This window comes from Arthrobacter sp. BK1, assembly GCF_056680055.1.
Window position 1 is genome coordinate 1,222,047 of the sequence record NZ_CM155263.1, and the last position, 17,687, is coordinate 1,239,733.

Genomic DNA, 17,687 nt, shown 5'->3' on the forward strand with positions numbered 1-17,687 from the left:
CCGTTTTCCATCCGGCCGGGGCGGTGGGATCTGGCCACTGCTAGAGCTTCGGGATCAGGACCGGCGTGTTCTTCTTGTACGCCTCATAGTCTGCCTGGCCGCCCCACTTGGAATCGGCCTTCTTTTCCAGCAGCGGGATGCCGCTGCCCTTGATCAGCAGGAACGCCACGAAGACCGGGGACAGCAGCGCCACCCACTGCCAGCCTTGCACCACCGGCACGGCGATCAGCAGCACGCCGATCCAGAGGACTATCTCGCCGAAGTAGTTGGGGTGGCGGGACTTGGACCACAGGCCGGTGGAGATGAACCTGCCCCCGTTGGCGGGGTCTGCCTTGAAGCGGCCCTTCTGGTTGTCAGCCACGGCCTCAATGCCGAAGCCAACGGCCCAGACCACAACGCCCGCCAGGGCCCACCAGTCCAGCGCCACCCGGGTGGCGCTGGTGATGGCAATCCAGGCCGCAGCTGCAGTGAGGACCACCCAGAGCCCCTGCACGGTCCAGGCGTTCAGGAACCTGACGAACGAAGGCTTGATCTCGTCGAAGCGGTCATCCTTGCCGTGTTTTCTGACGCGCCGGAACAGGAAGCTTCCCAGCCGGAGGGCCCATGCCACCACCATGGCCGCCAGCAGCAGCCCCCTCGCATCCACGCCCGGGGTCAGCAGGACCAAAAGAACGGTGATGGAGATGTAGGTCAGGGCTCCTGTGAGGTCGTAATAGTGTTCGGTCTGCGCCTTGAAAGCCGGGATGAACGCCAGCCACTGGATCAGGAACGCGGCCGCCACCCCCAGGCCGAAGAGCGGGAATCCGCCCACGGTGGCACCGCCCTGGCTGCCGGCCACGGCCACCAGGGCGCCGATGACCACCACCACCGGGAGGATGATCAGCGCTTTACGGTCGGATTCCTTCATGAGAGCTTCCTTTCAGACGCCGGCGGTTTGCCGGCAATAACACCTAGGCAGGCTATCCACTAGGAGGCCTATTATTCAATCCTGTTTGAACATCAAACAATATTGGGTAGGGTGGATCCATGCAAATGCAAGTAGGTGGGACCGCAGGCCCGCCCGTCCACCCAGCCGCGTTCACGCTGCAGAACATGTTCAGTCTCGCCAACGAGACAGAGCGGGAAGTGGCCCGCAGGCTCGGACTGAACCTCACCGATTACCGCGCCCTGTCCGTGCTGGCACAACTGGGCCCGGTAACGGTGGGCAGGCTGGCCGGTGAGCTGGGCGCGACGGCGGCCACCACCACGGCCATCATCAGCCGGCTGGAGCCGCACGGCTATGTGGCACGCCTCAGGGGTGCCGAGGACCGGCGCCAGGTCCACGTGAACGTCACCCCGGCCGCATCGCAGGCACTCATGGACCTGATGCGGCCGCTGGTCACCGCCACCAGCACCTACCTCAACGCCCTCCCTGCAGCCCACCAGGCCGTCGTCGCCGGTTTTCTCGATGCCGCCCAGCACCAGATGCAGGACCACCTGCACACACTTTCGGAGAAGGACGCCCGATGAGAGAGTTCACTTCCCCGCCGCTGGTTGCCACCTCCGGCCACCGCAACGCCACCGAACTGCTCATGCAGCGGGCCCGGTCCTCCCCCGGCCACGTAGCCTTCGAGGTGCGCGCCGCGGATGCCGCCATTACGGATCCCTGGCGGCAGGTGACCACCGGGCAGTTCGTCGATGAGGTCCGCGCCCTGGCCAAAGGCTTCATCGCCGCGGGCCTCCAGCCGGGCGAATCGCTCGCAATCATGTCCCCCACCCGCTACGAATGGGCGCTGGCCGACATGGCAGCGTGGTTCGCCGGCGCCGTCGTGGTTCCCATCTACGAGACGTCCGCCCTGCCCCAGGTGACAGCCATCCTCACCGACGCCGAGGTGCGGCTGGCGGTAGCCGGCAGCGCCGGGCACGCCGTCCTGCTGGAGCGGGGGTTCGACCATGCAGGGATCACCGGCCTGGGCGTCTGGACCATGGACACCCGGCCCGGCGCGGACCTGGCCGCCCTGGTGCTGCTCGGCGCCGGAGTTCCGGACAGCGCCGTGGAGGAGCGGCGCCTGCTCGCGGACCTGGATTCGGTGGCCACCATCGTCTACACCTCCGGCACCACCGCCGCACCGAAAGGCGCCCTGATCACGCACGGCAACTTCGTGGGCCAGGTGCTGAACGTCGCGGCCGCCTACACGGAAGTGGTCCGCGAGGGCGGCAACACCATCATCTTCCTGCCCATGGCGCACGTGCTGGCCCGCGGGCTGCAGCTGATCTGTCTGGCCAACGGCATGAGGATCGCGCACCTGTCTGATCCCCGCGATGTGGTGCCCGCCCTCGGCGCCCTCAAGCCCACCTTCCTGGTGGTGGTCCCCCGCGTGCTGCAGAAGATCCAGGCGTCCGCCGCGGCCGCCGCGTCGAAGAAACGCCTCGGCCGCGTGTGGGCGTCGGCGCAGCGCACCGCGGTGGAGTGGGGCCGGTTCGCCGAAGCGCACGACGCCGGTACCGCCGTGCGTGCCCCGTTCGGCCTGCGTGCCAGGCACGCGCTGTTCGACCGCCTCTTCTACGCACGCCTCCGGAAGCTGGTGGGCGGGCGGCTGGGCTACCTTCTTTCCGGCGCCGCCGCGCTCGACGCGGACCTGTCCCTGTTCTTCCGCGGCCTGGGCCTGCCGGTCATCGAGGGCTACGGCCTCACCGAAACCACTGCCCCGCTGACCGGGAACATGCCCGGGGCGATCAGCGCGGGGTCCGTGGGCGTCCCGATGCCCGGAACCACCGTGCGCCTCTCGGAACAGGGCGAGGTGCTGGCCCGCGGTGTGGGGGTGTTCGCCGGCTACCGCAGGCCTGCCGACAACGCGGACGCCTTCACCGACGGGTTCTTCCGCACCGGCGACCTCGGCGAGCTCGATGACCTGGGACGGCTCACCCTCAAGGGCCGGATCAAGGACGTCATTGTCACCGCCGGCGGCAAGACCATCTCCCCCGCCATTTGGGAAGGCTACGTGGAGGGCGATCCTCTCGTGGCCACGCCGTGATGGTGGGCGAAGGCAAGCCCTACCTCGGCGGGCTGGTGCTGCTGGACCCGGAGTCTGTAGCGGCCTGGGCGGAGCGCGAGGGCATCGCCGATCTCGCCGGCCTGCGGATCCCGGACGACGGCGGCGCCGTCCAGATCGAGGACGCGCGGCTCCTCCACGCCATCGGCAAAGCGGTCAGTGCCGCGAACGCGAAGATCGCCCGCTCCGAGCAGGTGCGGCGGTTTGTGCTGCTGCTCGCCGCTCTCAGCGAAACCAACGGAAACGTCACCCCCACCATGAAGCTCAAGCGCGGCGCCTTCACCGAGCGCGCCCGCCACATCGTGGACAACCTGTACGCCGACACCAGGAGCCAAGCATGAGCACCAACGTCAAGAAGTGGCTGCTTTCCTACGCTGTGGCCGCGGCGGTCTTCGCAGTCCTCGACGTCGTCTGGATCACCACCGTGGCCAGCAGGCTGTATGAAAGCCAGATCGGGGGCCTCCTCGCCGACACCCCCAACCTCGCCGGCGCCGTGGCCTTCTACGTCATCTTCGTGGCGGGGATGGTGCACTATGGCGTCCAGCCCAACAAGCCTGACGCCACGCTGCGGCAACGGGTGACCGGAGCGGCGCTGTTCGGCTTCTTCACCTACGCCACGTGGGCGCTGACCGGGCTCGCCGTCCTGAAGGATTTCCCGGCCCTTGTTGCCGTGACGGACATCGCCTGGGGAGCTGTGGCCTGCAGTGTGGTCACCTGGCTCACGGCCACGCTGCTGAAGCCGGGCCGGGCCAGGCGAAGCACCTCCTAGCGGGGGTGCCCGACGGCGGCAGGCGGGTTCCGCCGTCGGCCGCGTTTTAGCTGGGTTCCTGCACGTCCTGAATGACCTCGTTGTGGCGGAGGAACCACGGCTTGAACGGCGGATCGAAGCGGGCGAACCGGGGCGGCCCCACCGCGGTCAGCCCGGCGAGGGTCAGAGCGGCCTGCAGTCCGGTGGTGTGGCGGGCAAAGGCCTTTTCCGTGCCGCTGCCGGAGAAGCGCACGGCCGCCGCGAGCGAACCCGGAACGGCCCGGATTTTGACATCGGGGTTCGTGGGGACCGGCGCGGTCTCGGCGGTGACCCCCGAGGGGAGCACAAACGCGATCACAAAGTCGGCGGGGGCATCGGCTCCCGGCAAGGGAACGCTCTGCAGCACCGGCGCGGTCATCGCCAGCTTCTCTGAGGATTCGACACCCTGGACCACCGGGGCGGTCATGGCCAGCTTCTGCCGTGCGGTGTTCCTGCCGCTGATGTAGTTGAACAGGTGCCGGAAGGCGGCGTTGCCGGCCCGGTCAAAGGTGGCGTTGACGGTGACCTCGGCCACAGCATGCCCGGGATAGCGGCGCAGCTCAAAGTGCGGGTAGCGGTGAACCAGCTCGTAGGTTTGCTGTTCGGTCATAGTTCTCCAGACGGTACGCCGGTCCGGCGGGTGCGGCCAGAGCCGGCGGGCGGACGCACCCACTCCGCGCCGCCGTCGTATGTCCCTCCATTTCCAATGTATCCCCCACCCGGGGTCTTGCGGCAAGGCCCCAGGCATGCCCCAAACTGGCTCAGACGCGCCCCGAAGAAGTGCACGCAACAGGCCTGGAGAGGCGGGGAATGCGATGGTTGACGTGGTCATTGCCGGAGGTGGTCCCACCGGGATGATGCTGGCCGGCGAATTGGCGCTGGCCGGGGTGGACGCGGTGATTGTGGAGCGCCGCCCGACGCCGGACCTTGTGGGGTCGCGTGCCGGCGGCTTCCACGCGCGGACCATCGAAATCCTCGATCAGCGCGGGATTGCCGGCCGGTTCCTCGCCGAGGGCAAGCAGGTCCAGGCGGCGTTCTTCGGGACCACGATGCTGGACATGAGCGACTTTCCCACCCGGCACCCCTACACGCTGGGCCTGTGGCAGAACCGCATCGAGCGGATCCTGTCCGGCTGGATCGAGGAGCTGGGGGTGCCGGTCCACCGGGGCCTGGAGGTTGCCGGCCTCGCCCAGGACGGCGGCGGCGTTGACGTGCGGCTCGCCGGCGGCGGGTCGATCCGCGCGCTGTACCTGGTGGGCGCCGACGGCGGGCGGAGTGCTGTCCGCAAGGCGGCCGGCATCGGGTTCCCCGGCTGGGATGCGACCAGAAGCAGCCTCATCGCCGAGGTGGAGGTGACTGCGGAGACGCCCACAGGCATGCGCATTGACGGGGTGGGGGTCCACGGGCTGCACCTGATGGAGGACGGGCGGACCACGCGGGTGGTGGTGACAGAGAAGCAGATTGGGCCGGCCACCGAGCCCGGCCTGGCGGACCTCAGCAAGGCCCTGACCGACATCTACGGCACCGATTTCGGGGTCCACTCGCCTACCTGGATTTCGCGGTTCACCGATGCCACCCGCCAGGCCGCTGCCTACCGGAGCGGCCGGGTGCTGCTGGCCGGGGACGCAGCGCACATCCACTCCCCCACGGGCGGGCAAGGGATCGGGCTCGGCATCCAGGACGCGGTGAACCTCGGCTGGAAGCTCGCCGCGGTGGTCAAGGGCACCGCGCCGGACAGCCTGCTGGATACCTATCACGCCGAGCGTCACCCCGCCGGGGCCCGCGCACTCAAGCACACCATGGCGCAGGCGCTGATGCAGAAGGCCGATCCGCGCGTGGGCGCCCTGGCCGACACGGTGGCCGACCTGCTGACCATCGATGAGGCCCGGAAGCGGGTGGCCGGGCTCATTTCCGGCCTGGACGTCCGCTACGACTTCGGCGAGGGGCACCCGCTGCTGGGGCGGCGGATGCCCGATCTCGACGTCGTCACCGCCAACGGTCCCCTCCGTCTGTTCGCTTTCCTGCACCGTGCCCGTGCGGTGCTGCTTAACCTCGGCGTGCCGGGCAGCGTTGACGCGGGCCCCTGGGCGGACCGGGTGCAGCTGGTGGACGCCACGTACGACGGCGGATGGGAGCTTCCGGTGCTCGGTCCGGTCAGCGCCCCGGCCGCTGTGCTGATCCGGCCGGACGGGCACGTGGCGTGGACGGGAGAAGGGACCCGGCAGGGGCTGGAGGACGCACTGGCCCGGTGGTTCGGGCCCGCACGGCGGTAGAGCACCGCCGTCGTCATTTACGACGGCGGATCATCCACCCGAACCTCTAGACATGTGACCAATTGGTCACCTATTCTTAAACCGTGGACGCCGTATTCAAGGCCCTCGCCGACCCCACCCGCAGGGAGCTCCTCGATGAGCTTTTCCGGGAAGACGGGCAGACCCTGCATGCTCTTGAGCTGCACTTCCAGATGACCCGCTACGGGGTCATGAAGCACCTCAAGCTGCTGGAGGATGCCGGCCTGGTGGTGACCCGCCGTCGGGGGCGGGAGAAACTCCACTTCCTGAATCCGGTGCCCATCCGGCTCGTCCACGACCGCTGGGTGAGCAAATATGCCGAACCATGGGCCGCTGGCCTCAGCGACCTCAAAACCAGATTGGAAAGTCCCATGGAAAAGATCTTCGAAATCTACATCAAGACCACCCCGGAACGGCTCTGGGAAGCCATCACGGACGGCGAGATCCGCAGCAAGTACCAGTTCGGCGCCGTCATCAACTCGGATTTCACACCGGGATCCCGCTTCGAGATGGCACCCAAAGGCGGTGAGCTGCTGGGCGAGGGCGAAAACATCGAAGTTGACCCGCCGCGGAAACTCGTCCAGACCATGACGGCGCTCTGGGGCGAGGACGTCAAAGCCGAAGGCACCTCCCGCATCACGTGGGAGATCGAACCCGTGGGCGACTCCTGCCACCTCACCGTCACCCACGACCAGCTCCGCGACGGCGCCAACGATCAGCTCTACGGCGGCTGGCCGATGATCCTCTCCGGCCTCAAGACCTGGCTGGAAACCGGAGAACTCCTCACCACGCCGGGATCCCTGATGTACACCTAAGGCGGGCTAGCAGGGAACAAGCCGCCATAGTGATGTGACCTCGGCCGCGCGCGCCTCGAACAGGGGATCGTCCCGGTCCGATGCCTTCGGATGCGTTGGCTTGGTGTCGAGCCGGTCCACTACCTTCAGCCCCGCCGCTTCGATGGCGGCCAGCAGGTCCTCACGCGACCGCAGGCCAAGGTGCTCGGCCAGGTCGGAGAGGACAAGCCAGCCCTCGCCGCCCGGCTCCAGATGATCGGGGAGTTCGTTCAGGAAGCGGAACAGCATCCTGCTCCCGGGGTCGTAGACGGCGCTGTCCAGGCTGGAATGCGGGGTGGCCGGAATCCAGGGCGGGTTGCACACGATCAGCGGTGCCCGTCCGGGCGGGAACATGTCAGTCAGGACGGCCTCGGCACGGTCCTGGACACCGAGGTCCCGGAAATTCTGACCGGCGCAGGCGATGGCACGCGGTTCGTTGTCCGTCGCCACCACACGGTGGAAGCCGCGGCGCGCGAGGACGGCAGCGAGCACCCCGGTGCCGGTTCCGACGTCGAACGCCAGCGTGTCAGAGGGCAGCGGCGCGGCGGCCACGAGGTCCACGTACTCACTCCGGGTGGGGAAGAACGTGCCGTAGTGCGGGTGGATGCGGCCCTGCAGGGCATCGACGTACACGCCGTTCCGCCGCCACTCGTGGGCGCCGATTGCCCCGACGAGCTCATGCAGGGACACGACGGAAGATTCGCCGATCCCGCCGTACGCTTCACTGGCGGCCTCCCGGATATCGGGTGCGCGGCGCAGCGGCACCACGGGACCCGGATCAAGGGGAACCAGCAGCAGGCCGAGAATGCGTGCACGGTGCGAGCGGGACTGGCGGTGCCTATAGAACCCGTCGGCCGGGGACCCTGCGGGCTTTTTCTTTCCGGCGCTTATCCGCCGGTCCATGGCGTTGAGGATCTGCCGCGCGTTGTGGAAGTCGCCGTGCCAGAGCATCGCGATCCCCTGTGACGCCATCCGGTTCGCCTCATCGGCCGTGAGGGAGTCGTCGACCACTTCAACGCGTGCCGGGGCCGGTCTGCCGTTCGCCGAACGCCAGCGCGCAGTCAGGCTGACACCCGCCTCGGCCCACGTCACGACGGCGGGATCATCCACCGCGGCTGTAACCGCGGGGTCGTGGACCGGCGTCGGAGTTCCCACGGAAGCTGGCGTATCGGTGATATGGATCCATTCCAAGAGTCTGGGGCCGCTGAGAGTGACGATTGCGGCGGGCCGATTGGCCATTCACCCTGCACTGTCAGGATACAGGGGTGTGCCGCGGGTTGCCCCCGCTGCCCGGCCCGGGAAAGTCCTTACGGCTGCACCTCGTGGCCTCGGGCCAAGGACGTTTGCCCCTAGCGGTGCTCCGGCAGCACGGCGCAGGCTGGAAACCGAGGAGTCGGAGCGGACGCCCGCGGGCCCGACGCCACACTCCGGTCAGGCTGCGGGCTCTGAGGACATCCGGAAATGTCAATCGAGAAGCATCGGGTTCCGCAACTCAGGCGGACTGCCCAGCCGGGAACCCAACCTGGTGACACGCTCCGCAAGGGGCTGCTCGCTGCAGGGGCCCTGTCATCGCTGTCCTACGTCCTTGCCACGGACGGCTTGGCGGCATCCCGATGGGAGGGATACCGCCGCACCGAACAAATGGTGAGCGAGCTGTTCGCCGTCGGTTCCCCCGGCCGTGACGTCCTGGTCCCCTTCACGTGGCTCTACACGCTGCTGTTCACGGCGTTCGGCGTAGGCGTCTGGATGTCCGCGCGCGGAAACCGTGCCCTGCGGATCGGCGGCGGCCTGCTCATCGGGTACGGGCTGTGGAACATCATGGGAGGCTTTTATCCGCTGACGCTGGGTGACGAGGCGTCTGTTCCCATGCATATTGTGGCCACCAACGTGCAGCTTGCCCTGATGGTGGCGGCAATGTGCTTTGTGGCTGTGGGGTTCCCTGGCCGGATGCGCGTGTATTCGTTCGTGTCACTGGCTGTTTCCGCGGTCATGGGCATGGTGGCGTTCATGGCGGCTCCGGGACCGAACCTCGTGCTGGGCATCGGCGAACGGATCAGCATCTGGGCCTTTATGGTCTGGGTGGCTGTGCTGGCCATGGCATTGTGGAAGCGGCCCCCGTGGAACGGCGCAGGCAGGACCTGAACGCATTGTGTTCCACCTGCTGAGGTTCTACCGTGTAGGGACGGTCGGCTGAAGTGCAGGTGCGGGCATGCGAGCTATTTCCTGGTCATCGCGCTGCCTCCTGATGTGCCTTGTGGCCGCCTGTATCCTCGGCGGCACCACCCCGTCGGCACCGGCCCCTGACGTTCCGTCGCCCGCACAATCCATAAATTCAGAACAGACGTACCAGGCACTGGACGCGTTCCTTCGCGAGCAACTCGAGGTCCTGGGGATTCCGGGCGCCGCAGTCGCCGTCGTCCGTGACGGCGTCCAGGTTCACTCCGCCGCGTTCGGCCGCGCCGATGACGCCGGGCGGCCGATGACCGTCCAGACGCCGGTGCTGCTTGCCTCAGCCACCAAGTCCCTGACAGCGATCGCTGTGATGCAGCAGGTCGAGGCCGGCAGGCTGCGGCTGGATGAGCCGGTGCAGACCTACCTGCCTTGGTTCAGGTTGGACGACCGCCGCTCGTGGGCCATCACAGTGCGTCACCTGCTCCACCAGGCCAGCGGCATGTCGTCCCGCGACACAGCCTTCGAAGCGTCGGACGCGCAAGACCCGGACGCCCTCGAAGCAGGGGTCCGTGCCCTGGCGGATTCCCCGCTGGCCGGAGCGCCGGGCGAGGGTTTCCGCTACGCGAGCGCCAACTTCAACGTCCTGGGTCTCCTGGTGCAGACAGTCTCCGGCCAGCCGTTCGGGGAGTACGTGGAACAGCACGTTTTCGCGCCGCTGCGGATGGACCACAGCCATCCGACGCGCGGTGATGCGCGGGCGGACGGCGCGGCCGCCGGCTACTCCCGCTGGTTCAGCTCGTTCTGGCGGCAGACCGACGTGCCGGCACCCACCACCGGCATGCCGTCCAGCACCATGTACGCCTCGGCCGGGGACCTGAGCCATGTGCTGATGGCACTGGCCGACGGCGGCCGGTACGGGGACGCGCGCATCCTCCGGCCCGAGAGCGTGGCGGCGATGTTCGAGCCAAGGGTGCGGGTGGACGGCGCCAAGCGGTACGCCATGGGCTGGTTCACCAGGCCGCTGGTGGAGTCCGTTGATCCGGCGACGCGGACTGATCCCGCGGCACTCCCGCTGCTGCTGGAGCACCAGGGCGAATGGGGCAACAGCCACACCTACCTGGGTCTCGTTCCGTCCACGGGGTTGGGCGTTGCCCTGGTGATCAACGGCAATGACACAGCTGCCCCGTCCCGACTGAAAGCCATCGACACCAACCTGCTGCGGATCCTACATGGCCAGTCCCCCGTGCCTGCCGTGGTTCACGAGGACTGGCTGCAGCAGTACAGCTGGGCTGTGGCGCTGTCACTGCTGCTCGCGGAACTGCTGAGCTTCTGGCTGGCACTGCGGTTGGTGCTGCGGGAACCGTTGGCTGCCCGGACACGGCGGACTCCCCTGGCCTGGGCTGCCGCGGCCCTTGCCCTCGACGCCTTTGTTCTGTGGCTGTGCCTCGTCTACGCCCCGGCCCGGTTCGACACCCACCTGTCCGTGATCATCCGCCAGTTCCCCGACGTCGGCGTCTCGCTGGTGCCGGTGCTCGCGCTGGCCATTGTCTGGCCGATCCCGCGGACGGTGTGGCTGCTCGCCCTGCTGGTCTCAGGCCCGCCGGGGCGCACCAGCCCGGCCACACCCTAATTTCCATGCCCGCGCTCCGCCCATCGGCCAATTATTCTTTTTGATGGATAAACCCCGCTACGATGTACCCGGTGCCCGTCGCGGTCAATCCCGTAGAGGGAGTTGCTCCGCGCGGACGCACACTCACCACCAAAGCTTCACTCAAACACTCGGGGGACCTTCATGACCTACACACCGCAACAGCAGTATGCCCAGCCGGCCGGTGGCGTTCCGTCGCTCTCGGCGCCACTCTACGGAGCATCTTTGCCGGACGCCGTCAGCCGGTTTTTCAAGAAGTACGCAACGTTCTCAGGGCGGGCCAGCCGCAGTGAATACTGGTGGTGGGTGCTCGCCAACGGCATCGTCCTCATCCTGTTTTACGCGGCCGCCATACTTTCCGCCCTCAACGAAGCCGAGGTAGGACTGATGATTGTGCAGGGTCTGGCGAGCACCTGGCTGCTCGCCACGCTTGTTCCGGCGTGGGCGTTGATTGCCCGCCGGCTCCATGACGTCAACGTCAGCGGCTGGCTGGCGCTGCTCGTGCTGATTCCGTTCTTCGGCGCAATTGTCATCATCGTCTTCGCAGTGATGGATGCCAAGCCGGAGGGCCAGCGGTTCGACCTGCAGGAGCGCCAGCGGTTCGACCAGCCGGTCTCCTTCTAGGACCAGTCCCGTTCAGGACCCCGCCGCGTGTCCTGGGGCCGGTCCTGGCCCTCAGGACACGCGGCGGAATTCCCCCGGGCGGAGCTGGACGTGGATGGGCAGCACCAGCTGGATATGGGTGTCTCCGACGGGCTTGTCGAGCAGCTCGTTGATGGAGGTCTGCCCCTCCAGCTCACTGTTCTGATCCTTGCCCATGATTCGACAATAATGCGTGGGTCGGGTGCGCGAATCCTATGACACGGATGCCAACGCTGACAGACTGCCTCCTGCCGGGTGTCAGTAGCCTGCGCTGCCCGGCGGGACCGGATTCAGGGCAGCCGGCACGAGCTTGTACGCGAAGCGGCCGTCCAGGCCACCGCCGGGGCTCATCGTCAGGTCCACGCCCTCGGTGGGGAGCATAAGGGTTGTCGTGAACACCTGTCCGTCGCAGATGACCTGCACCGGCGCCAGAACTTCGGCGCCAGCCCAGGAAGCCGCCGACAGCGTTGCCCCTGGCGGCCCGCTGCAGACGAAATGGAGCTCGTACTGGCCGGGTTCGGCCTGCACCGATCCGGCGGCGGTTGAGCTCGCACTGGTGGCACCACGTGACTCACCAGTCACATACGGCTGCAGCTGCGTTGCTGACCATTCAGAGAAGTCCTCCAGCTCCGAAGCCCTGCGATCCGTGTTGGGCCGGACCTTGACACCGGTTGCGGACGGCCTGCCCGTGGGCGGGACCGCGCTGATGGTGATGGGCCCCCCGGAGTGCCTGACAAAACGGTCCAACGCCGCGTCGCATTCAAAGCTGGAAGCCTCCGGCATGCCCTCACCCTTCACAATGGTGAGCTTGGCCCCGTAAACACCCGCGCATGCCCCCGTGACCACATAGTCACCGGGCGCCAGAACCAGGGAAAGCTTCCCGGCCGGTTCCGCCTCGGACGGCATACCGGGATCCGACGCCGGAGCCTCGAGCAGCCGCACCACCTCGGCGGCGTTTTCCTCGAAGGACCGGGGCGCAGGTGATACCGGGGAAGATGCCGGGGCCGGCCGCGCATCAAGGCCGCCGTATTCACACCCTGCGAGCGCCATGACCAGCGCGGCCATCATGACCAGGACTGATCTGCGCTGCGTCCGCATCCCCCCAAGAGCTGACATGACTCCGAGTCTATGGCCTCTTGCAGGCGGCAGTGCCAGTATGTGGAGAATCAGGTTCGCTCAAACGCCCCCAAAGGCGGGGCAGTGAGGACGCCGAATCATGAGCTACGTCAACAACCTGGGCGAGGTGGGACCTGGCGACATCGCCGTGGCCGGTGGCAAGGCCGTGGGACTGGGCGGGCTCATCCAGGCCGGGCTTCCGGTGCCGCCGGGGTTTGTGCTGAACACCGCCGCCTACTCTCACTTTGTGCAGGCCAACCAGCTCGGGGACGCCATCCAGGAACTGGCCGCGCTCACACATGACGCGGCGCCACAGGACTACACGGACGCCTCGGAGCGGATCCAGTCCCTGTTTAGGAGCGGCACCATGCCCACCGACATCGCAACGGAACTCGGGGCCGCCTACGGAAATCTCGACGGCGGGGCCACGGCCGTTGCGGTGCGCTCCTCCGCCACGGCCGAGGACCTCGCGGCGGCCAGCTTCGCCGGGCAGCAGGAGTCCTACCTGAACGTCCGCGGGGCTGAATCTCTGTCCGCTGCAGTGATCGATTGTTGGGCCTCCCTGTGGACGGCGCGGGCCATGGCCTACCGCGCCCGGGAAGGCATCGCACCGGGCTCGGTGCGCCTCGCGGTGGTGGTCCAGCAGATGATTGACGCCGAGTCCGCCGGGGTGATGTTCACCGCCAATCCTGCCAACGGGCGCCTCGACCAGACAGTTATCAGCGCCGCCTGGGGCCTCGGCGAATCCGTGGTGGGCGGGACGGTCACCACGGATGACCTGGTTGTCGACGTCGGGACGGGCACTGTGTTGTCCCGGCAGACCGCCGACAAGGCGGTCATGACTGTCTACTCGGAGCACGGGACGCGGGAGGGACCGGTGCCGGCGGACCGTCGTCGTGCGCCTGTTCTTGATGACCGCGCCGCCGCCGAGCTGGCGGGCTACGGAGCCCGGATTGCTGATCATTTCGGGGCGCCGCAGGACATCGAGTGGGCGCGGGCCGGTGACAGGTTCTTCCTGCTGCAGTCCCGGCCCATCACCGCGCTCCCCGAACCTGCGGCCGATACCCCGGAGACCTGGCCCGTGCCGTATCCGAAAGGCCTGTATTTCCGGGCCAGCATCGTGGAACAGCTGCCCGACCCGCTCTCGCCGCTCTTTGCCGACCTCATTGACGGCTCAGTGTCGCGCTCGCTGAAAGCCCTGCTGGCCGACGCCCTGGGCAGGAACATCATCCGAGAGGGCGACATCAAAATGCCCACCATCAACGGCTACGCCTATTACTACTACCGCACCGCGGGGATGCTCAGGATGCTGGGCAAGACGTTGCCGGCGGTCCGCGCGCTGGCCCGCGGCCAGGCGCATATGGGGGTGGCCGGCTGGCGCGACTACTCGCATCCCAAGTACGAACGGGTGATCGAGGACTGGCAGGCGACGCCGGTCGCGGAGCTCTCCGGCGAGGAGCTGCTGGAGGGGGCGCAGGCGCTGCTGGACGCCGGCACCGTGTACTACACGGCCGTGCAGTCCATCATTCCGCTGGCCGCGAGCAGCGAACTCTCCTTCCGGGCGTTTTACGAGAAGCTCGTCCGGCGGGACGGGGATCCCCCGGCGCAGACCTTCATCCTCGGCTACGACAGCGAGCCCATCCGGGCGGAGAAGTCGCTGTACGGCCTTACCGCCTGGGCCCGCGGCGTTCCCGGACTGGCCGCGGCGCTGCTCAATGAACCGACGACGGCGTTGGCCGGGTCCCAGCGCACCGGCGCCGCGCCTGCCGGGTTCGATCAGTCGCTGTGGGGGCAGTGGCATTCCCGCCTTCAGGCCCACCTGGACCGGTTCGGCCACACCGTCTACAACCTGGACTTCGCCGACCCCGTGCCGGCCGACGATCCGTCAGCACTGCTGGGGACGGTGAAGTTCTATCTGCGGGGGCAGGGCACTGACCCGCACGAACGGCAGCGGCGCTCCGCCGAACGCCGGGAGAACCAGACCCGGCTGGTCAGCACCCGCCTCGGGCCACGCCGCCGCGCCGCGTTCCTCCGACTGCTCCGCTGGGCACAGACCACGGCGCCGATCCGCGAAGATGCACTGGCCGACGTCGGCCTGGCCTGGCCGCTGCTGCGGCGGATGCTGCTCGAACTCGGCCGGCGGCTGGTGGACTCCGGTGTCATCGGTGACGCACCCGACGTGTTCTGGCTGCGGTACCAGGAGCTGCGGAGCGCCGTCGATTTCGGCCTGGCCGCACCGGGTACCCGGGCGGCCGTGGCCATCACCGGGGCGGACCGGCCTGTCCGGGCCGCCGCCGTCGAGGAACGGAAAATGCTGTGGCGTGGCCAGCTGAAGGCCGCTGCCCCGCAGATGCTCCCCGAGAGCCGCTGGATGGAAAAGTCTTTGACGTCCATGATGCCCGCAGGCTCGCAGCACCAGGCCGGTGACGTCATCAAGGGCACGGGCGCAAGCTCGGGCCGGGTCACTGCGCCGGCGCGCGTCCTGAGGGGGCCCCAGGATTTCGCCCTGATGCAGCCCGGCGAGGCCTTGGTGGCCCGGAACACCACACCCGCGTGGACCCCACTGTTCGCGATGGCCTCCGCCGTGGTCACCGATGTGGGCGGCCCGTTGAGCCACAGCTCCATCGTGGCCCGCGAGTACGGCATCCCCGCGGTGCTGGGCACCGGGGTGGCCACCCAGCGTCTCGCCAGCGGCCAGCAGATCCGTGTGGATGGCGACGCAGGCACCGTCACGCTCGAGCAGCCTGGCCCTACTCAGGCCCATGACCGGGTGGCATGATGTGCGCATGAGCCAAGTCACGTGCGATCTGACCATCTCCCTCGACGGTTACCTCGCCGGCCCAAACCAAAGCATGGCGGAACCGCTGGGCGAGGGCGGCGAGAGCCTGCACCGGTGGCAGTTCGAAGAACCTGAGGCCCATGCAGCCGAAAGGGAAGGCATCCTCGCGGCCGGCGCCTTCATCATGGGCCGGAACATGTTCGCCGGGCCCGGCCCCGGGCCGTGGGCTGAGGATTGGCGGGGCTGGTGGGGAGAGGAGCCGCCCTATCACGCCCCGGTCTTCGTCCTCACCCACCATGCACGGGAGCCCCTGGAGATGGAGGGCGGAACCACGTTCAACTTCGTCACCGACGGGATCGAAGCGGCGCTGGCCCAGGCCCGGGACGCCGCCGGCAGCAAGGACGTGGCCGTCGCGGGCGGCGCCCGGACTGCCCGGCAATACCTGTCGGCGGGGCTGATCGACGAACTGCGGCTCCACATCTCGCCCATAATCCTGGGAGCGGGCGAGCGTCTGCTCGACGGCGTGGGGAACCTCAAGCTCGAGCCGACGGAGGTGCGCGGCAGCAGCCTGGTCACCCACGTCCGGTATCGGGTCACCCGGTGAGCAGCCATGGACGCGGAAGTCCGGGACCTCGCGCTCCGCACCGGCATCACGGTGCCATGCCTGGTCAGGGACAGTACCGACGGCGACGACGGAGCGCAGCCCGTGTTGCTGCTGCATGCGTGGGGCGAATCCCGCGGCAGCTTTGACCGGCTGATACCCCTGCTGGCGGATTTCCGGGTCTACGCGCCGGACCTGCGCGGGCAGGGCGAAGCGGACAAACCGGAGGGCGGTTACTCCCTGGCGGAACAGGCTGAGGACGCCGCAGCGATCCTGGAGGCCCTCAACGCGCCCCGGGCCGCCGTCGTCGGCTCCTCCAGCGGCGGTTACGTCGCACAGCAGCTCGCCGTTACCCATCCGGATAGGGTGGCTGCGCTGGTGCTGGTGGGCTCGCCGTTGAGCCTTCAGGGACGGACCACATTCGCCGACGAAGTGAACCGTTTGACGGACCCCCTCGACGAGGACTGGGTCCGGGCCTCATTGTCCTGGTTTCCCCTGCACCACCACGTCCCGGAGTGGTACATCGAGGACCGTGTGCGCGACGGCCTCAGGATGCCCGCCCACGCCTGGAAAGGGATCCTGGCCGGCCTGTGCGTAGCAACGCCGCCCACGGAAACGGCAACCATCGAAGCACCCACGCTGATTCTCTGCGGCGGCCGGGACAACCTGCTGCCCCGTGGCGACCAGGAAACGCTCGCCGCCCGGATCCCCGGCGCAGTATTGAGGGTCTATCCGGACGTGGGACACGTGGTGCTGTGGGAGTGCCCGGAGCAGGTGGCGGAGGATACGGCGGCGTTCCTTGCGTCCCTCGGTTAAAGAGATTCGCCGCCAAGCACCACGTTGACCGGTTCCTGTCCGGCCTGCAGCAGCCCGATCTGCTTCCGGATCAGCCGCGCTATCCGCGGCAGCATGGCCGAGCTCGCGCCGCCCACATGCGGGGTGATCAGGACCCCCGGTACGTTCCAGAGCGGGTGGTCCTGCGGCAGCGGTTCCGGCTCCGTTACGTCCAGCGCCGCCCGCAGCCTGCCGGAGGAGGTTTCGCTTAGCAGCGCTTCGGTGTCGGCCACCGGCCCGCGCGCCACGTTCACCAGCAGCGCCCCGTCGGCCATCGCCGCCAGGAACCTGCCATCCACCAGGTGCCGCGTCTGTTCGCTCAGGGGCACGCTGACCACCACAATGTCGTGCAGCGGCAGCTGTTCGTGCAGGGAATCAATCCCGTGGATCCTGCCGCGCTCATCGTCGCGGCCCCGGCTGGCCAGCCGGGTCACCTCGGTCTCGAACGGCAGCAGCCTGGCCTCTATCGCCTTCCCCACTCCGCCGTAGCCCACCAGCAGCACGCGCCGGTCGGCCAGGCTGGGGCGCTGTGAGTTGTCCCAGGTGCCCGTCTCCGCATTCCGTACAAAGTCCGGGATCCCCCGCTGGCTGGCAATGATCATGCCCACAGCCAGCTCCGCCGTCGACGTCTCATGGACGCCGGCGGCGTTAGCGAAACGGCACCCGGGCGGAAGAGCCGCGGCCACGCCGTCGTACCCGATTGACTGGCTCTGCACCAGCCCCACGTCCACGGAATCCAGCGCCGCCAGCGGCCCCGCCCCGCCCATGTACGGCGGCACCACCAGGTCCAACTGTTCCGCCGGGGCGGGCCCGGTCAGGTCCCATAGCAGAAGTTCGACGCCGTCGGACGGCTCGAGTGCCGCCAGCAGCTTCTGATCGGGCAGGCTTACCCGCAGTTTCCGTGACGCGGCCAGATCGGGCATGGATGGCTCCTTCTCTCAGTTCACCTGAC

The 17,687-nt window shown here is 68.1% G+C and carries 18 protein-coding genes; 12 read left to right on the top strand and 6 right to left on the bottom strand.

Annotated features, from left to right (window positions below; all coding sequences use genetic code 11):
* Positions 1–40: 40 nt before the first annotated feature.
* A complete protein-coding gene (locus AC1MCA_RS05340; protein ID WP_479801690.1) occupies positions 41–907 on the bottom strand; it encodes a DUF1295 domain-containing protein in 867 nt (288 codons plus the stop codon).
* 119 nt (positions 908–1,026) lie between these two features.
* Between AC1MCA_RS05340 and AC1MCA_RS05345 the strand changes: the two genes are divergently transcribed.
* The 4 genes from AC1MCA_RS05345 to AC1MCA_RS05360 are packed head-to-tail and all read left to right on the top strand — an operon-like array spanning position 1,027 to position 3,801.
* Entirely contained in the window at positions 1,027–1,509 is a 483-nt protein-coding gene (locus AC1MCA_RS05345; RefSeq protein ID WP_479801692.1) for a MarR family winged helix-turn-helix transcriptional regulator, read from the top strand.
* Positions 1,506–3,014, top strand: a complete 1,509-nt coding sequence (locus tag AC1MCA_RS05350) for an AMP-dependent synthetase/ligase (RefSeq protein WP_479801694.1) — start codon at positions 1,506–1,508, stop codon at positions 3,012–3,014. The genes AC1MCA_RS05345 and AC1MCA_RS05350 overlap by 4 nt, the downstream gene beginning before the upstream one ends.
* Entirely contained in the window at positions 3,011–3,373 is a 363-nt protein-coding gene (locus AC1MCA_RS05355) for a hypothetical protein (RefSeq protein WP_479801696.1), read from the top strand. The genes AC1MCA_RS05350 and AC1MCA_RS05355 overlap by 4 nt, the downstream gene beginning before the upstream one ends.
* Positions 3,370–3,801, top strand: coding sequence for a DUF2177 family protein (locus tag AC1MCA_RS05360; protein ID WP_479801698.1), 432 nt, complete (start codon positions 3,370–3,372; stop codon positions 3,799–3,801). The genes AC1MCA_RS05355 and AC1MCA_RS05360 overlap by 4 nt, the downstream gene beginning before the upstream one ends.
* A 46-nt stretch (positions 3,802–3,847) precedes the next feature.
* Here the strand turns inward: AC1MCA_RS05360 and AC1MCA_RS05365 are convergent, their stop codons facing one another.
* Positions 3,848–4,429, bottom strand: coding sequence for an SOUL family heme-binding protein (locus AC1MCA_RS05365; protein WP_479801700.1), 582 nt, complete (start codon positions 4,427–4,429; stop codon positions 3,848–3,850).
* A 205-nt stretch (positions 4,430–4,634) separates the two neighbouring features.
* Between AC1MCA_RS05365 and AC1MCA_RS05370 the strand changes: the two genes are divergently transcribed.
* Together AC1MCA_RS05370 and AC1MCA_RS05375 are read left to right on the top strand one after the other, a co-directional pair.
* Positions 4,635–6,092: an FAD-dependent monooxygenase gene (locus AC1MCA_RS05370; RefSeq protein ID WP_479801702.1), complete on the top strand. Its 1,458-nt coding sequence runs from the start codon at positions 4,635–4,637 to the stop codon at positions 6,090–6,092.
* A gap of 83 nt (positions 6,093–6,175) precedes the next feature.
* The gene (locus AC1MCA_RS05375; protein WP_479801704.1) at positions 6,176–6,925 is read left to right on the top strand and encodes an ArsR/SmtB family transcription factor; all 750 of its coding nucleotides are present in this window, start codon (positions 6,176–6,178) and stop codon (positions 6,923–6,925) included.
* A 6-nt stretch (positions 6,926–6,931) separates the two neighbouring features.
* Here the strand turns inward: AC1MCA_RS05375 and AC1MCA_RS05380 are convergent, their stop codons facing one another.
* Complete coding sequence (locus AC1MCA_RS05380) at positions 6,932–8,035, bottom strand: methyltransferase (RefSeq protein WP_479803292.1); 1,104 nt, start codon at positions 8,033–8,035, stop codon at positions 6,932–6,934.
* Positions 8,036–8,404: 369 nt separating this feature from the next.
* Here AC1MCA_RS05380 and AC1MCA_RS05385 point away from each other — a divergent pair, with 369 nt between their 5' ends.
* The 3 genes from AC1MCA_RS05385 to AC1MCA_RS05395 all read left to right on the top strand — a co-directional run bounded on the left by AC1MCA_RS05385 (position 8,405) and on the right by AC1MCA_RS05395 (position 11,387).
* Positions 8,405–9,085 (top strand): DUF998 domain-containing protein, encoded by a 681-nt coding sequence (locus AC1MCA_RS05385; protein ID WP_479801706.1) that lies wholly within the window; start codon positions 8,405–8,407, stop codon positions 9,083–9,085.
* 67 nt (positions 9,086–9,152) lie between these two features.
* On the top strand, positions 9,153–10,745 hold the full coding sequence (locus tag AC1MCA_RS05390; RefSeq protein WP_479801708.1) for a serine hydrolase domain-containing protein: 1,593 nt from the start codon (positions 9,153–9,155) through the stop codon (positions 10,743–10,745).
* 162 nt (positions 10,746–10,907) lie between these two features.
* Positions 10,908–11,387, top strand: coding sequence for a DUF805 domain-containing protein (locus AC1MCA_RS05395; protein ID WP_479801710.1), 480 nt, complete (start codon positions 10,908–10,910; stop codon positions 11,385–11,387).
* A gap of 51 nt (positions 11,388–11,438) precedes the next feature.
* Here AC1MCA_RS05395 and AC1MCA_RS05400 read toward each other — a convergent pair whose 3' ends face one another.
* Positions 11,439–11,582 carry a hypothetical protein gene (locus tag AC1MCA_RS05400; protein WP_181365248.1) on the bottom strand — a complete coding sequence of 48 codons (144 nt, stop codon included), beginning with the start codon at positions 11,580–11,582 and terminating at the stop codon, positions 11,439–11,441.
* An 81-nt stretch (positions 11,583–11,663) separates the two neighbouring features.
* Positions 11,664–12,521: a hypothetical protein gene (locus tag AC1MCA_RS05405; protein ID WP_479801712.1), complete on the bottom strand. Its 858-nt coding sequence runs from the start codon at positions 12,519–12,521 to the stop codon at positions 11,664–11,666.
* 100 nt (positions 12,522–12,621) lie between these two features.
* On the opposite strand from AC1MCA_RS05405, the gene AC1MCA_RS05410 reads away from it, so the two are divergent.
* The 3 genes from AC1MCA_RS05410 to AC1MCA_RS05420 are packed head-to-tail and all read left to right on the top strand — an operon-like array spanning position 12,622 to position 16,717.
* On the top strand, positions 12,622–15,300 hold the full coding sequence (locus tag AC1MCA_RS05410) for a PEP/pyruvate-binding domain-containing protein (protein WP_479801714.1): 2,679 nt from the start codon (positions 12,622–12,624) through the stop codon (positions 15,298–15,300).
* A 7-nt stretch (positions 15,301–15,307) separates the two neighbouring features.
* Positions 15,308–15,904, top strand: a complete 597-nt coding sequence (locus AC1MCA_RS05415) for a dihydrofolate reductase family protein (RefSeq protein WP_479801716.1) — start codon at positions 15,308–15,310, stop codon at positions 15,902–15,904.
* Between the two features lie 6 nt (positions 15,905–15,910).
* A complete protein-coding gene (locus tag AC1MCA_RS05420) occupies positions 15,911–16,717 on the top strand; it encodes an alpha/beta fold hydrolase (RefSeq protein WP_479801718.1) in 807 nt (268 codons plus the stop codon).
* Here AC1MCA_RS05420 and AC1MCA_RS05425 read toward each other — a convergent pair.
* Complete coding sequence (locus AC1MCA_RS05425; RefSeq protein ID WP_479801720.1) at positions 16,714–17,658, bottom strand: 2-hydroxyacid dehydrogenase; 945 nt, start codon at positions 17,656–17,658, stop codon at positions 16,714–16,716. The genes AC1MCA_RS05420 and AC1MCA_RS05425 overlap by 4 nt on opposite strands.
* Positions 17,659–17,687 lie beyond the last annotated feature (29 nt).